Raw genomic sequence first — 15,337 nt, forward strand, 5'->3', positions numbered from 1 at the left:
TTGGAGCTAACAAACTATGAAACTTGGGACATATTTACAAAATAAACGTGAAAAATCAGGCATCACCTTAAAAGAAATGGAGCGCGGTTCCGGTATTAAACGGAGCGTGCTTCAAATTATTGAAGCGGGTGACCTGACGCTCTTGCCGGAACCAAAACATACGCGTTTTCTGATTCGGAAATACGCGGATTTCCTGAACCTGGATGCTGAACAGCTGCTCGAGCGTTTCCAGGATGAAATCCCGGACACTAGAACTGATAATCAGAAGCGCAATCAGAAATCCAATCAGGATTTACAGTACTTAAAAAAGGTGCTGTTTGGTTTTATTACGATGATTCTCGTGCTCTTTGCCGTCTGGCTGGTGCTCCTGCAGATCGGCTCCCAAGGTGATATTTTCGAGACGAAAAGAATATATGAAACAGAGAATGAAGTGACTGACCTCACCGCTGACAAGGAAGAAGAAGAGGAAGCACCTGAAGAAAGTCCGGCGGAAGAAGAGTCAGAAGAGCCGGCTGAAGAAGCAGAAGAGGAAGCGGCAGAAGAACCGGAGACGTCAGTGAACTTTGTGAACCGCGAAGGCAATACGCTGGTTTATAACGTCACAGCCCCTGAGGAATTGACACTCGAACTGTCGGGTAATGAATCCTCCTGGGTCAGCTTAACGGACGACCTTGACAATAACTATCTGTACGAGGAGTCGGACGGCGGCACTTTTGACATTGATCCTGAAGCAGCAGTTGTCAATCTCGCGCTCGGCAATTCAACTTCATTCGATATTTCTTTAAACGGCACCAGTGTCGATAACTCGCAGCGCGGTGACACGGTGACGGTGTATTATCAATTTAACATCACAAGGGAGTGACAATAATGAACATACCTAACTGGCTGACCGTTTTCAGAGTCGTTTTAATTCCGGTCTTTTTAATCTTTGCACTCCTTGATTTCGGCTTCGGCACAATGACCTTTCTCGGCGGGGAAGTCATTCTGATCGAACAGTTTATCGCAGCGGTGATATTTGTGCTGGCTGCCTTGACCGATTTCTTAGACGGCTATCTTGCGCGGAAGTGGAATATGATTACGAACATGGGCAAGTTCTTAGATCCATTAGCCGATAAACTTCTCGTGACTACAGGCTTGATTGTGCTCGTTGAATGGCATACGATTTCGAGCTGGATTGCTGTCGTAATTATAGCGAGAGAATTCGCTGTAACGGGACTCCGCCTTCTGCAGATAGAGCAGGGGTTCGTCTCTGCAGCAGGGCAGCTCGGGAAAATTAAAACAGTTTTCCAGATGCTGGCGCTCGTCTTTCTCTTATTCGGTGATATTTTCACTGCATATGTTCCGTTCTCGCCGGGTCACTGGTTTATGTATATCGCGGTATTCTTTACGATACTGTCTGCAATAGAATACTTCTACAAAGGCCGCGACGTCTTTAAAGCGGATAAGAAATAAGAAAAACTGCGGTGATCTCACTGCAGTTTTCTTTGTTTTATAATGATTGTTTACGGATATAGAAATACTGTCCGCAATTATTTAATTTCTGTTTTCAGAAGCGAACATATATTCGCTTTTTTAATTTGTGCATGATATAATAATAAATGAGATTACGACTGGAGGTACATTATGGACGAGAGACATAAAGCGATAGATACTGTTATTAAAAACATGGAAAAGTCATTTGGTAAAGGTGCCGTTATGAAGCTTGGAGACGATGCGGGACGCAAAGTTAAAACAACTTCTTCGGGATCAGTCACATTAGATAGAGCACTCGGTGTCGGCGGATATCCGCAGGGCCGTATTATAGAAGTGTACGGACCGGAATCATCAGGTAAAACGACTGTAGCCCTGCACGCCATTGCAGAAGTACAGAGAAACGGCGGCATTGCTGCCTTTATCGACGCAGAACACGCACTTGATCCGGAGTACGCAACAAAACTTGGTGTAGATATTGATAACTTATATATTTCACAGCCGGACACCGGTGAACAGGGACTTGAAATTACAGAAGCATTCGTACGAAGCGGTGCAGTAGACATGGTCGTCGTCGACTCCGTTGCAGCACTTACACCGAGAGCTGAAATCGAAGGCGAAATGGGAGACTCTCATATGGGTCTGCAGGCGCGTCTAATGTCACAGGCTCTAAGAAAACTGTCCGGTGCCATTTCGAAGAGTAACACGACAGCAATATTCATTAACCAGGTCCGCGAAAAAATCGGAGTTATGTTCGGTAACCCCGAAACGACAACCGGCGGACGTGCGCTTAAATTCTACAGTTCGGTCCGCCTTGAAGTCCGCCGTGCAGAAAGCTTAAAAATCGGCCAGGACATCGTCGGTAACCGCACGAAAATTAAAGTAGTTAAAAACAAAGTCGCTCCGCCGTTTAAAGTGGCGGAAGTGGATATTATGTACGGTGAAGGTATTTCACACACAGGTGAAGTTATCGACTTAAGCGTTGAAGAGGACATCGTTGAAAAAAGCGGTGCCTGGTATTCTTACAACGGCGAACGACTTGGCCAGGGTAAAGAAAATGCCAAGAAGACACTGAAAGAAAATCCGGAACTGTTTGCGGAAATCGAACGCAAATTACGTTCTGCACTCGGCTTCGGCGAAGATGTTCCTGAAGAGGAAACAGGCAAAGAATCTGAAGAAGATGCAGGTTTATTTGACGAGGACGAACTAAAATAATATTTAAACTCTGATTAACGTTGAGTTCTTTGAATCAAGCGCCGGTATTATAAATACTCGTGCTTGATTTTCTTTATGATTATATTTAGAATTGAATTATATAATATTTTAATTAAAACTCATATTATATTTAACACACTTTAGAACCTTAGTTAGGGAGGTGTTTATTGTGGACTTAATAGACATTCTCTTTATCCTAATCGGTATTATTCTGGGTGTTGTTATCGGATATTTTATTGTCAATAATATATTGACTAACAAGCAGCGTCAGGCAAGGACTTCAGCTGAGCATATTATAAACGAAGCTAAAAAGGAATCCGAAAACCTGAAGAAAGAAAAGCTGCTCGAAGCGAAAGAAGAAAACCAAAATCTGAAAGAAGCTTTTGACAGCGAAATGAATACTCAGCGCAACGACTTGAAAGCGTTTGAAAACAGATTATTGCAGCGTGAAACATCGCTTGACAAGAAGAGTGAATCACTCGATAAGAAAGATGACATGCTGGAAAACAAAGAAGCTAAAATTGAAGAAAAACAGCAAATGGTTGATGCCAAGGATAATGAGATTAATGAAAAAATAAGTCAGCAAGAAACAGAATTATCCCGCATCTCCGGATTGACGCGCGACGAAGCACGTCAGGAAATGTTCTCTCAGGTAGAACACGAACTGTCACATGATATGGCTGTAATGGTTAAAGAAAAGAAAGAAAAAGCAAATCGGGAAGTAGACAAAGAAGCGCGTGAACTGCTCGCACTTACAGCGCAGCGTTACGCAGCCGAATACACCAGTGAGTCTACGGTATCAGTAGTCACATTACCGAACGATGAAATGAAAGGCCGCATTATCGGCCGTGAAGGACGAAACATCAGAACGCTTGAAACGCTGACAGGTGTCGATCTTATTATCGACGACACACCCGAAGCAGTAATTCTGTCCGGTTTTGATCCAATCAGACGCCAAATTGCCAAAAGTGCACTCGAAGCACTCGTGCAGGACGGCCGCATCCACCCTGGACGCATTGAAGAAATGGTGGATAAAGCCCGGCGTAACATGGAAACTGAAATCCGTGACGCAGGTGAAGCTGCAGCGTTTGAACTCGATATTCACAATCTGCACCCCGAACTTGCAAAACACTTGGGCAAGATGAAATACCGCATGAGCTACGGACAAAATGTGCTTAAGCACTCGATTGAAGTCGGTTACCTCGCAGGAATACTTGCGAGCGAACTCGGCGAAAATGTCGCTTTAGCCCGCCGTGCAGGACTGCTGCATGACATCGGCAAAGCAATCGACCACGAAATTGAAGGCTCCCATGTAGAAATCGGAGTCGAACTCGCAACCCGTTACAAAGAACAGGATACGGTAATCAATGCGATTCAGTCACACCACGGTGATGTAGAACCGACAAGTGTCATTTCAATTCTCGTAGCAGCAGCAGACGCACTCTCCGCAGCGCGCCCAGGCGCGCGCCGTGAAACTTTAGAAAATTACGTTAAACGGCTGGAGAGACTCGAAGAAATTGCAGAAAGCTACGACGGCGTAGAAAAAACATTTGCAATTCAGGCCGGACGCGAAATCCGCGTCATGGTAAGCCCTGAAGATATCGACGACTTAAAAGCACACCGTCTTGCAAGAGACATTAAAAAACGTGTAGAAGACGAACTGCAATATCCAGGACACATAAAAGTGACAGTTGTCCGCGAGATGAGGGCCATAGAATACGCAAAATAAAAAGATCAGAGACGAAAGTCTCTGGTCTTTTTATTTTCTGCTGGTTTTGTGGGAGGATTATCGTTAATCGTATATATGAGCTTCCTTCATGTCAACGCACCGCGTCTTTCGTATACATGAGCTACCTTCATGCCAACGCATCGCGTTTTTCGTATACATGAGACCCTGTCATGCCAACGCATCGAGCCTTTCGTATACATGAGCTACCCTCATGCCAACGCATCGAGCCTTTCGTATACATGAGACCCTGTCATGCCGACGCACCACGTCTTTCGTATACATGAGCGCCCGTCACACCGACGCACCACGTCTTTCGTATACATGAGCGCCCGTCACACCAACGCATCGAGTCTTTCGTATACATGAGACCCTGTCATGCCGACGCAAGTAGAAATACGTATACGTGAGCTCCTATAACCCAACAAAAAAAGCGCTGAAAATCTATAAATTAATCTATAAATTTAATTTACTAGCATACCAATCAACTGATACTGTAAAACTCAAATATAACAAAATATAGTAACAATATGTATATAAGTTACAGAAATGTAACATACATTAAAAGGTAAAAGTATAAGAGTTAGTGTAAAAAGTAAACCAGTTTTGCTATTTTTGTATTCAAGTAACTTTTTTAAAAGGAAACCGTCGTTTCTCCCTATATATAGAGTAGAGGGTACTTTTTAAGGAGGAAGGATTATGTTTCTAAATAAAAGAATGGTGCCAGCAGAACTTATGCATTATCAAGCACTTGAAATTCGTAAAAAACTTAACAAAGATGAACAAACTAAAATGTTTAATCTGGAAAAAGGATTTGCGGGCGAAAAACTGTATGATAAAATTTTCAATGAAATTGGTCACGAGAATGTTTATGTATTGAGAGATGTTTATCTTAAAATAGGAAAAGTACTGACTCAGTACGACAGTATTATCGTTACTAATAATGGCGTGTCAGTGAATGAAATTAAAAACTTATCCGGTGATTATGAATACAAGGGAAATAAATGGTATAAAAATGCCAGTCATATGGAAAATAATCCCTATGTTCAGCTTAGCCGTGCAGAAAGTAAATTAATCAAGCTGAGTAATGATACTCCAATTAGTTTTCAGGTGGATGGAAAAGTTATTTTTATGAATGATGATTTCAGATTTTCTGCCGAAGATAAAAATATAGAGAATCAAACGATAATGATAAATTATTTAAGGAACTATTTTAGAGAATATAAGGCTGAACGATTAAATGAAAACGCGAAAAAAATTGTACTTCTCATAAGAGATACAGTGGCAAAGAATTCATATTTTGTTGAACATGCTGATATTACTAAATTGAAACGCGGTCTGTATTGCGGTTCTTGTAAACAATTTGATTTAAATAAAGGGCAATTTCAATTCATTTGTAACAGCTGCGGATCAGTTGAGAGTTACGAAACACATATAGTCAGAGCGATCAGTGATCATAAGTATTTATTTTCAAATCAACCGATTACAAAGCAATCGCTTTTACACTTAATCGATTATCAGGTGCATACAACGACTGTATCAAAATTTTTAAGGAAATATTGTAATCAAGATAGTAAGGGAAAAGCTTCTACACACATTTTTAAATTTTATGATTCTGTAACAGCGCTTAGTGAAATAAGAAAAAGGCAACGATATAAAGATAAAGTTCATTAATAATTGAAAAGATGTGTAAATTTAGAGGTTTTTCCGGTTGAGTAGAATGTTCCGTAGGCATGAAAGCCTCTCATGTCTATGCAAATGGACAACCGTATACATGAGACCGTGTCACGCCTACGCAACGTGAAATACGTATACATGAGACCGTGTCACGCCTACGCATCGTAAAATACGTATACATGAGACCGTGTCACGCCTACGCATCGTGAGATACGTATACATGAGATCATGTCATGCCTACGCAACGGTTGATACGTATACATGAGACCGTGTCATGCCTACGCATCATGAAATACGTAGACATGAGACCGTGTCACGCCTACGCATCGTGAGATACGTATACATGAGACCGTGTCACGCCCACGCAATGAAGAATACGTAGCCATGAGCGAAAAATCCACACCCAACACCTCCAAAATAATGTATAATTAACACAATAGATAGGGTGATTTGATGAGGATTTTATTCATTGGAGATGTAGTCGGAAAAATTGGCCGGCGCATGATAAAAAATTATTTGCCGGGTCTGAAAAAAGAGCATAACGCACATTTTACGATTGTAAATGGAGAGAATGCGGCCCACGGCAAAGGGATAACGGAAAGTACTTATAAGGAAATTTTAAACGGCGGCGCGGATTTTATCACGCTTGGCAACCATGCCTTCGCTAAGCGCGATGTGTACGATCTATTAAACTCGGGTGTTAAAATGGTCCGCCCCGCGAATTTCCCGGAGGGCACACCGGGCGACGGCAGCCGCGTCGTTAATATTAACGGAAAGAAATTATTAATCGTGAACCTGCAGGCGCGGAGTTTCCTCGAGCCGATTGAAAATCCATTCACGGTAATCGATAAAATTCTCGAAGAAAACACATACGATGCGGCCTTCGTGGATTTCCACAGTGAAACGACGAGCGAGTCCATCGCCATGGGCTACCACCTGGATGGCCGGGTCAACGCGGTAGTCGGCACGCACACGCATGTTCAGACGAATGACGCCGCGCGTCTCCCGAACGGCACAGTTTACATCACTGACGTCGGCATGACCGGTTTTAAAGAAGGCATATTAGGCATCAGAAAAGATGAAGTTATCCGCAGATTTATAACGAATCTGCCTGAACGCCACGTTGTGCCGGACGAGGGCAAGGGCGTAATCAGCGGTGTAATTATCGATACTGACAAGAAAACAATTAAAAACTTTAAAATTGAAGAGTAAGAACAAGAGACGGGCGCATCCAACGAAAAATGCGCCCGTTTTTTCCTTCCTGCAATAAAAATCTCAAATCCGGTTCAAGTTTAGTGAAAATTATGTCACTTTTGTGGCATAATATAATTAATTCGGATTTCGAAAGAATATAATCAAAAGAGATTTGTCACACTCAGGCACTTACGTCACAGAAACAAAGGATGGTTTTACAATGATTACAGTTTACCGTTATGCCATGAAGTACAAATGGATGATTGTTATTGCTTTATTTTTCATGTTTATTGAGCTCATCGTCGAACTGATCCAGCCGCTGTTTATTCAGCAGGTCATCGACAACGGAATTATGATTAACAGCGTCGACAATGTTATATTCTACCTGCTGATTATGTTCGCAGTGTCGCTGATCGCACTGTTTGCAGGTATATTTAATACATATTTTACCAGCCATTTAACAAATATGTTCGGCTACGATCTGCGGCTCGCAATCTTTAAGCGGGTACAGAATTTTACGCTTGCCACCTTATCGCGTTTTTCAACATCCAGTCTGATTACAAGAATGACCCAGGACGTGCTGCAGACGGAGATGCTGCTCTTTATGAGTCTCCGCATCCTGCTCCGCGCGCCGCTGCTCGTAATCGGTTCGCTCGTCATGTCCTTCCTCGTCAATCCGACGCTCGGCCTGTATTTATCAATGCTGACGCCGATACTTGTTATCTTTCTGTTTTTCACAGCGAGAAAAGGGGCACAGGTCTTCCTCCGCGTCCAGCATTGGCTCGACAGAATTAATCGTTTTATCCAGCAGAATTTAGAAGCGGTCAGATTGATAAAAGCCAACGACACAGGCGAATACGAAACCGGCAAATTTGCCAAAGTCGCAGCGAAATTGCGAAACGACACGATATTTGCTCTCCGGCTGATGGAATCTATTTTGCCGGTGCTGCTTTTAATTATGAACGGCAGCCTGCTCCTCGTGCTCTGGGTCGCTTCCGACCTCCTCAAGACAAACGAGGTTGCGGTCGGGGAAATCGTTGCGGTTATTAACTATGCACTACGCATGCAGGGCGGATTTTCAATGTTTGCCTTTCTAATTATTGCAACTTCACGTGCCAAGGCGAGCAGTGATCGCATCAGTGAAATCCTGCATGCTCCGGTAGTTGTGGAGGATAAAAACACCTACGAAGCGGCAGACAGCGAAGGAACCGTTAAATTCGACAAGGTATCCTTTAAATATCCGCACACCAGCCGTTACGTGCTGAAAAATGTTTCATTTGAAATACATGATAATGAAAACTTTGTCATTATGGGCGGGACCGGTTCAGGTAAAAGTTCTCTGATCAGCCTCATCCCGAATATGTATGATCCGACTGATGGTGTCGTGACCGTCAATGGTAAAAATGTACTCGACTGGAATACTGCTGACCTCCGGCAGACGATCGGCTACGTGCCGCAGCGCGCAGTGCTCTTTACCGGCAGTATTTACGATAATCTGCTCTGGGGGAATCTGCGTGCTGAAGAAGATGATGTCTTTATGTCATCTGAAAAAGCGCAGATTCACGATAATATTATGAATTTTGATGAGACTTATGAAACACCGGTCGGCCAGATGGGGGTTACGCTGTCAGGCGGCCAGAAGCAGCGTTTGTCAATCGCTCGCGCCCTTGTCAGAAAACCGTCGATTCTAATATTGGATGATTCGACATCAGCGCTTGACGTGCGGACGGAGAATAATTTGTGGGATGCGCTCGCAGGCGAAAATGTGACCCGCATCGTCATTACGCAAAAAATATCCACTGCCGAACAGGCGGACCGGGTGCTGCTCCTAGATGACGGTGAAATTTCCGCCCTCGGCAGCCATGAAGAGCTGCTCAAAACTTCAGCCCTGTACAGGGAAATTTACGAATCGCAGAAAAAAGGGGGGCATCTCGATGACTAACTTTTTTGCACGCCCCTTCGGGCATGAACGGCTTATTACAAAAGAGGATATCGGCAAGAACAAACGATCGAACAAAAATAAGGCGGACAACATGGGCCAGACCTTAAAGCGAATCTGGCAATTTATGCGCGGCGAGAGAAAACGATTGTACTTTATCATTTCACTCGTTGTTGTAACGAGTCTGCTCAGCATCGTCGGACCGTTTCTCGTCGGCCGCATCGTCGATTATTACTTTATACCGCGGGAATTCGACGGGCTCTTCAGAGTGCTGATGATACTCTTAGCCTCGTACGTTCTCTTGTCGGCGACGACCTTTATCCAGGCTTACCTGATGGTCGGCTTGTCGCAGCGGACGATTTACAATTTGCGTCATCATCTGTTTGAACATATGCAGGAGCTGCCGGTGACTTTTTACGATAAACGCCAGCATGGTGAATTAATGAGCCGGATGACCAACGACATTGAAACGCTGTCACAGACGATGAACTCGTCCTTTATCCAGTTTACGACGAGTATCGTTACGCTGCTCGGCACCTTTTCAGTCATGCTGTACTTAAGTCCGCTCCTGACTTTTTTAACAGCGCTGATTATCCCGATTTTAATTGTCAGTGTCAGATTTATAACGAACCGCACCGGCCCGCTGTATAAAATGCGCCAGCGGCGCACCGGCGAACTGAACGGCTACATTGAAGAAATTGTCTCCGGCCAGGAAATTGTTAAAGTATTCTCCCAGGAAGAACGGGCGGTCAGGAACTTTGAAATGCGCGCTAAAAATTTAAGAGAAGTGACCTTCTGGGCGAATCTGTATTCCGGTTTTATTCCTAAAATCATGAATATGCTGAATAACATTTCGTTTACCATTGTCGCGGGTGCTGGCGGGATTCTCGCGCTGACGACCAACGGTATTGTCACAGTCGGAACAATTGTTGTCTTTGCAGAATACGCCCGCCAGTTTACCCGTCCGCTCGCTGACCTGTCCAACCAGCTGAACCAGGTGCTGTCGGCGATTGCAGGTGCAGAACGTGTTTTCCAGATACTCGATACGCCGGCGGAAGCTGACGAAGGTAAAATTACTGATAAAACACTGCAGGGACACATTGAGTTTAAAGACGTGACTTTCTCCTACAGCAAGGAGCAGCAGGTGCCGACAATCAGAAATCTGTCATTTGAAGTCGCCTCCGGCGAATCCGTTGCTTTAATCGGTGCGACAGGTGCCGGTAAGACGACGGTTATGCAGCTGTTAGCCCGCTTTTACGAAACGGATTTAGGCAGTATCTTAGTCGACAGGGAGGATATTAAAGATTACTCCCGTACTAACATTCGTTCACAGACGGCCTTCGTGCTGCAGGACCCGTACCTGTTTGAAGCCACCATCCGTGAAAATATACGCTACGGCCGGATGAATGCGACAGACGATGAAGTGATTGAAGCGGCGAAAGTCGCCAATGCCCATGACTTTATTATGACGCTCGAGCAGGGTTACGACACGGTGCTCGATTTAGATGAGGGCTTTATCTCGCAGGGCCAAAAGCAGCTGATCTCCATCGCGCGGGCGCTCATTACAGACCCTGCCATCCTGCTGCTCGATGAAGCAACGTCCAGCATCGACACGATTACAGAACTGAAAATCCAGGAATCGCTGGAGCGGCTGATGAAAGGGCGGACGAGCATTATTATCGCCCACCGTCTCAACACGATAAAAGCCGTCGACCGGATCTTCGTTTTAGAGCAGGGCGAACTGCTTGAAGCGGGAACGGAAGAAGAGCTGCTTGCTTTGGAAGGCAAGTACTATGACATGGTGAATCAGTAAACAGGCGAGCTGTGCGGCTCATCTATGTTTACAAACACTTTTTGTTCAGTTATGATGGAAGCAATTAAATACCGCACACCACTGGAGGTGCCCTTACGGGCTGAGAAACACTCTTACTACCTGATCTGGATTATGCCAGCGTAGGGAAGTGGCATAGATTCGTTATGCACACTCCAGGGCCGGAGTGTGCATTTTTGTACTTTGACAAACGAATCAGGAGATTTACATTTAATAAATGAAGGCTTTCATATATAATGAATGGTATATATCAACTAAAAGGTGGAACTTCGAATGTATACTAAGGATGAAATAATAGAAGAAGCAAAAAAGCTCGGTAAAATGATGGCGGAAACAGAACAGGTTGAATTCTTCCAGAAAGCGGAAGCTAAGATTCATGAAAATCAGGAAATCCGCGAAAAGATGGCCAGTCTGAAAAGCCTGCAGCAGCAAGCTGTAAACTTCCAAAACTACGGCAAAGAACGCGCCTACAAAATGACGGAAGAAAAACTGGCTAAAATCGAAGAAGAATTAGACGAAATGCCGCTCGTTGACCAGTTCAAAGAATCACAGGCAGGCGTTAATGAACTGCTGCAGATGGTCTCGCATGCAATCAGCTCAACAGTCACAAGCGAAATTATCGAACAAACAGGCGGCGACCTCATGCAGGGCGAAACCGGCGCTGCAGTCCGCAACAGACCAAACCGCGACCCGAACCAGTTTAAATAAGCATCATCTACATATTGAATGGCGTTGAAATCTCTGAATAATAGAGTGTTTCAGCGCCATTTTTGTATGTTGGGGTATTGAGTCTTGCGTATACATGAGCGCCCGTCACGCCAACGCACCGCGTCTTTCGTATACATGAGCGTCCGTCACGCCAACGCATCGCGCCTTTCGTATACATGAGCGCCCGTCATGTCAACGCATCGCGCCTTTCGTATACATGAGCGCCCGTCACGCCAACGCACCGCGCCTTTCGTATACATGAGCGTCCGTCATGTCAACGCATCGCGTCTTTCGTATACATGAGCTTCCGTCACGCCAACGCATCGCGTCTTTCGTATACATGAGCTTCCGTCACGCCAACGCATCGTGTCTTTCGTATACATGAGCTTCCGTCACGCCAACGCATCGTGTCTTTCGTATACATGAGCTTCCGTCACGCCAACGCATCAAGCCACACATTCCATCACCAATAATTCAAATAGGAGGCACCACCATCAACAAATTAACTAAAAACATGACATTCACCGCAGCTTTTGTCGCTTTAAACGTTATTTTAAGTACGCTAGTCACTATTCCAATCGGCATTATCCGCGCGGCGCCCATGCAGCACCTGATCAACGTACTCGGTGCGGTACTCACCGGCCCCTGGGTTATCGTCCAGGCTTTTATCTCGTCGACGATCAGAATTCTATTCGGCACGGGCACCGTCTTCGCTTATCCCGGCAGCATGATCGGCGCGCTCTTAGCCTGGCTGCTCTACAAATACTCTAAAAAGCTGTCGCTTGCGGCCCTCGGCGAAATCATCGGCACCGGCGTCATCGGTGCGCTCAGCCTTTACCCGCTGATTATCATCCTTGAACTCGATGCACAAATTTTCACAGTGGTCGCAGCAGCTTTCTTAGTATCGAGTCTAATCGGCGCCATTACGTCCTACATCATCTTAAAACAATTGGAAAAACACGGGGTCTTACTGCGGATATAAGCGTTCGTGCATGTTATAATAATACGACAAGATTAATTTAGGAAGTGTTAAGATGCGGGAACCAACACCGATGATGAAACAGTATTTTTCAATTAAAGATAATCATCCGGACAGCTTGCTTTTATTCAGACTGGGAGACTTTTACGAGCTGTTTTACGACGATGCAGTCACGGCTGCAAAAGTGCTCGAAATTACATTAACTTCACGCGATAAAAGCAAGGATCCGATACCGATGTGCGGCGTGCCGTACCATTCTGCGCGAAACTATATCGCAAAGCTGATCGAAAACGGCTTTAAAGTGGCGATCTGCGAGCAGATGGAAGATCCGAGAGCGGTTAAAGGCATGGTCAAAAGAGAAGTGGTCCGGGTGATTACACCGGGAACCTTAATCGATGACTTCGGTATGGACGACGGTGCAAGCAACTTTATTCTGGCACTCTGTGAAAAAAATGATAAAACAGAAGTCAGCTACGCCGATATTTCAACAGGTGAAATATTTGCTTTCAGCACCGATGACAAAACGGAGCTGAAAAGCGAAATAGAAACACTCGGTGCAAGGGAGCTCGTCACAAACAAAGAAAGCGAGCAGCTGATCCACCGGATTTATAACGATCCGCCGCTCTACACAGTATTTGAAGCGGATGAACCGGCTGATTACGACTATGAAGCGGATGTCGATGAACATCAGGCGATTAACCTGCTCCTGAACTACATCCGTAAACAGAATATGCAAGAACTGAAACATTTAAAAACGGTGGAAAAACACCGGATTAATACATTTATGAAACTGAACTATGCGGCGATTTCGAACCTGGAACTCTTAGAAAACATTCAGACTAAAAAAGTAAAAGGGTCGCTGTTCTGGTACTTAAACCGGACGGAAACACCGATGGGGAAACGCCAGCTCAGAAAACTGATCGAGCGGCCGCTCGTCTCAAAACAGGAGATAGTCAACCGCCAGAATATCGTGACGACTCTAATCGACAACTTTACCGAACGCGAACAGCTGTCCGGTATTTTAAATCACGTATACGATATCGAACGGCTGGTCGGCCGTCTTGCTTTTAACAACGTCGACGTGAAAGATCTCGTTCAGCTGCGCGATTCACTACATGGACTGCCGGACTTAAAAGCAGTGCTTGAATCACTAAAACTGACAGACAACAAAACATTCCAAAACTTCGACAGCCTGGAAGATGCATATGAACGCCTAGTAGTTCTTACCGACACGCCGCCGAAAACCGTCCGCGAAGGAAAAATCTTTAAAGACGGTGTCAATGAAGAACTCGATAAACTCCGTGATATCAGTAACAATGCACGCACCTGGCTGAACAATTACCTCGAGACGGAAAAAGAACGAACGGGCATTAAAAACTTAAAAATCGGCTTTAACAAAGTATTCGGCTACTACCTCGAAATTTCCAAGGGTCAGGCGGTAAACTTCGATGCGGAGAAATTTGAGTACAACCGCAAGCAGACGCTCACCAATGCCGAGCGTTTTATCACGCCTGAACTGAAGGAAATGGAAAGTCAGATTTTAACAGCAGAGGACGACAGTATTAAGCTCGAATTCGATATGTTCACTGAACTCAGAACGGATATGATGGCTTACATTACCCGCCTGCAGCAGACGGCTGAGCAAATCTCGACACTCGATACGCTGATATCATTCGCCCTGGTGTCAAACGATTTCCATCTGACCACACCGGAATTTACAGAAGACAAATCCATCAGCTTAAAAGACGCGCGGCATCCGATTGTTGAGCGCATGCTGAATGAAAATACTTATGTGCCGAACGATCTCACGATGAGCGATGACAGTTTTATTTATCTGATTACCGGTCCGAATATGTCCGGTAAGTCGACCTATATGCGCCAGGTGGCACTCATTATTATTATGGCCCAGATTGGTATGAGGGTGCCTGCGGCAAGCGCTGAGCTGCCGATATTCGATGCGATTTATACGCGTATCGGGGCAAGCGACGACTTATCGAGCGGCAAATCGACCTTTATGATTGAAATGATGGAAGCTAATACCGCGCTCCAGCACGCGACGAAAGACTCGCTGCTTATATTCGATGAAATCGGCCGCGGCACGAGCACTTATGACGGCATGGCGCTCGCCCAGGCTATGCTCGTTTATATACACGATGAAATTGGAGCGAAGACGCTGTTTTCGACTCACTACCATGAACTGACGAATCTGGAAGACACGCTGCCGGGACTCCGGAACGTCCACGTTAAAGCGACGGAATACGACGGCAAACTCGTCTTCCTGCACAAGGTGAAACCGGGAGCGGTAGAAAAAAGCTACGGTATTCACGTGGCGAAATTGGCAGAACTGCCGGACCGGGTGACGGAACTTGCAGCTGACTATTTGACTTCATTTGAAAACAGAAAACAGGAAACGCCTCAGAAGGCACAAAATGATATCTTCCAGCTGGAGCTGCCGCTCGACGACAGTGAAACAGTATCTAAAGACGAAGCAAATCTCTTAACCGAATTAACATCGCTTGATTTAAATAATATGACGCCGATGGAGGCGCTGAACACACTGCACAAGCTATACAATCAGGCACGCGGGGAGGAATAGAA

At 45.0% G+C, this 15,337-nt stretch carries 11 protein-coding genes and 1 riboswitch; all 11 genes read left to right on the forward strand.

Features of this window, described 5'->3' with window-relative positions; genetic code table 11:
- Nucleotides 1-16 precede the first annotated feature (16 nt).
- The 11 genes from MHH58_RS04920 (at nt 17) to mutS (ending at nt 15,335) form a co-directional block, all read left to right on the forward strand.
- Nucleotides 17-862, forward strand: coding sequence for a helix-turn-helix domain-containing protein (locus MHH58_RS04920; protein WP_135095618.1), 846 nt, complete (start codon nt 17-19; stop codon nt 860-862).
- 5 nt (nt 863-867) lie between these two features.
- Nucleotides 868-1,452: a CDP-diacylglycerol--glycerol-3-phosphate 3-phosphatidyltransferase gene (gene pgsA, locus MHH58_RS04925; protein WP_135095616.1), complete on the forward strand. Its 585-nt coding sequence runs from the start codon at nt 868-870 to the stop codon at nt 1,450-1,452.
- A 171-nt stretch (nt 1,453-1,623) separates the two neighbouring features.
- A complete protein-coding gene (recA, locus tag MHH58_RS04930; protein ID WP_115885813.1) occupies nt 1,624-2,685 on the forward strand; it encodes a recombinase RecA in 1,062 nt (353 codons plus the stop codon).
- A 169-nt stretch (nt 2,686-2,854) separates the two neighbouring features.
- Nucleotides 2,855-4,414, forward strand: a complete 1,560-nt coding sequence (rny, locus tag MHH58_RS04935; RefSeq protein WP_341345183.1) for a ribonuclease Y — start codon at nt 2,855-2,857, stop codon at nt 4,412-4,414.
- 696 nt (nt 4,415-5,110) lie between these two features.
- A complete protein-coding gene (locus MHH58_RS04940; RefSeq protein WP_341345184.1) occupies nt 5,111-6,085 on the forward strand; it encodes a nuclease-related domain-containing protein in 975 nt (324 codons plus the stop codon).
- 456 nt (nt 6,086-6,541) lie between these two features.
- Complete coding sequence (locus MHH58_RS04945) at nt 6,542-7,300, forward strand: TIGR00282 family metallophosphoesterase (RefSeq protein WP_341345185.1); 759 nt, start codon at nt 6,542-6,544, stop codon at nt 7,298-7,300.
- Between the two features lie 202 nt (nt 7,301-7,502).
- Complete coding sequence (locus MHH58_RS04950) at nt 7,503-9,224, forward strand: ABC transporter ATP-binding protein (protein ID WP_341345186.1); 1,722 nt, start codon at nt 7,503-7,505, stop codon at nt 9,222-9,224.
- Nucleotides 9,217-11,034: an ABC transporter ATP-binding protein gene (locus MHH58_RS04955; RefSeq protein WP_341345187.1), complete on the forward strand. Its 1,818-nt coding sequence runs from the start codon at nt 9,217-9,219 to the stop codon at nt 11,032-11,034. Before MHH58_RS04950 ends, MHH58_RS04955 begins: the two co-directional genes overlap by 8 nt.
- A gap of 73 nt (nt 11,035-11,107) precedes the next feature.
- Nucleotides 11,108-11,198: riboswitch (TPP riboswitch) on the forward strand.
- A 127-nt stretch (nt 11,199-11,325) separates the two neighbouring features.
- A complete protein-coding gene (locus MHH58_RS04960; RefSeq protein WP_135095605.1) occupies nt 11,326-11,760 on the forward strand; it encodes a RicAFT regulatory complex protein RicA family protein in 435 nt (144 codons plus the stop codon).
- Between the two features lie 514 nt (nt 11,761-12,274).
- On the forward strand, nt 12,275-12,742 hold the full coding sequence (thiW, locus tag MHH58_RS04965) for an energy coupling factor transporter S component ThiW (RefSeq protein ID WP_341345188.1): 468 nt from the start codon (nt 12,275-12,277) through the stop codon (nt 12,740-12,742).
- Nucleotides 12,743-12,794: 52 nt separating this feature from the next.
- Complete coding sequence (gene mutS / locus MHH58_RS04970; RefSeq protein WP_341345189.1) at nt 12,795-15,335, forward strand: DNA mismatch repair protein MutS; 2,541 nt, start codon at nt 12,795-12,797, stop codon at nt 15,333-15,335.
- Nucleotides 15,336-15,337 lie beyond the last annotated feature (2 nt).

The organism is Jeotgalicoccus sp. FSL K6-3177 (assembly GCF_038050175.1).
Classification (GTDB): Bacteria; Bacillota; Bacilli; order Staphylococcales; family Salinicoccaceae; genus Jeotgalicoccus; species Jeotgalicoccus nanhaiensis.

Coding starts and splice junctions, on each gene's coding strand:
- MHH58_RS04920 (WP_135095618.1), top strand. CDS start 17: ATGAAACTTGGGACATATTTACAAAATAAACGTGAAAAATCAGGCATC.
- pgsA (WP_135095616.1), top strand. CDS start 868: ATGAACATACCTAACTGGCTGACCGTTTTCAGAGTCGTTTTAATTCCG.
- recA (WP_115885813.1), top strand. CDS start 1,624: ATGGACGAGAGACATAAAGCGATAGATACTGTTATTAAAAACATGGAA.
- MHH58_RS04940 (WP_341345184.1), top strand. CDS start 5,111: ATGTTTCTAAATAAAAGAATGGTGCCAGCAGAACTTATGCATTATCAA.
- MHH58_RS04945 (WP_341345185.1), top strand. CDS start 6,542: ATGAGGATTTTATTCATTGGAGATGTAGTCGGAAAAATTGGCCGGCGC.
- MHH58_RS04950 (WP_341345186.1), top strand. CDS start 7,503: ATGATTACAGTTTACCGTTATGCCATGAAGTACAAATGGATGATTGTT.
- MHH58_RS04955 (WP_341345187.1), top strand. CDS start 9,217: ATGACTAACTTTTTTGCACGCCCCTTCGGGCATGAACGGCTTATTACA.
- MHH58_RS04960 (WP_135095605.1), top strand. CDS start 11,326: ATGTATACTAAGGATGAAATAATAGAAGAAGCAAAAAAGCTCGGTAAA.
- thiW (WP_341345188.1), top strand. CDS start 12,275: ATGACATTCACCGCAGCTTTTGTCGCTTTAAACGTTATTTTAAGTACG.
- mutS (WP_341345189.1), top strand. CDS start 12,795: ATGCGGGAACCAACACCGATGATGAAACAGTATTTTTCAATTAAAGAT.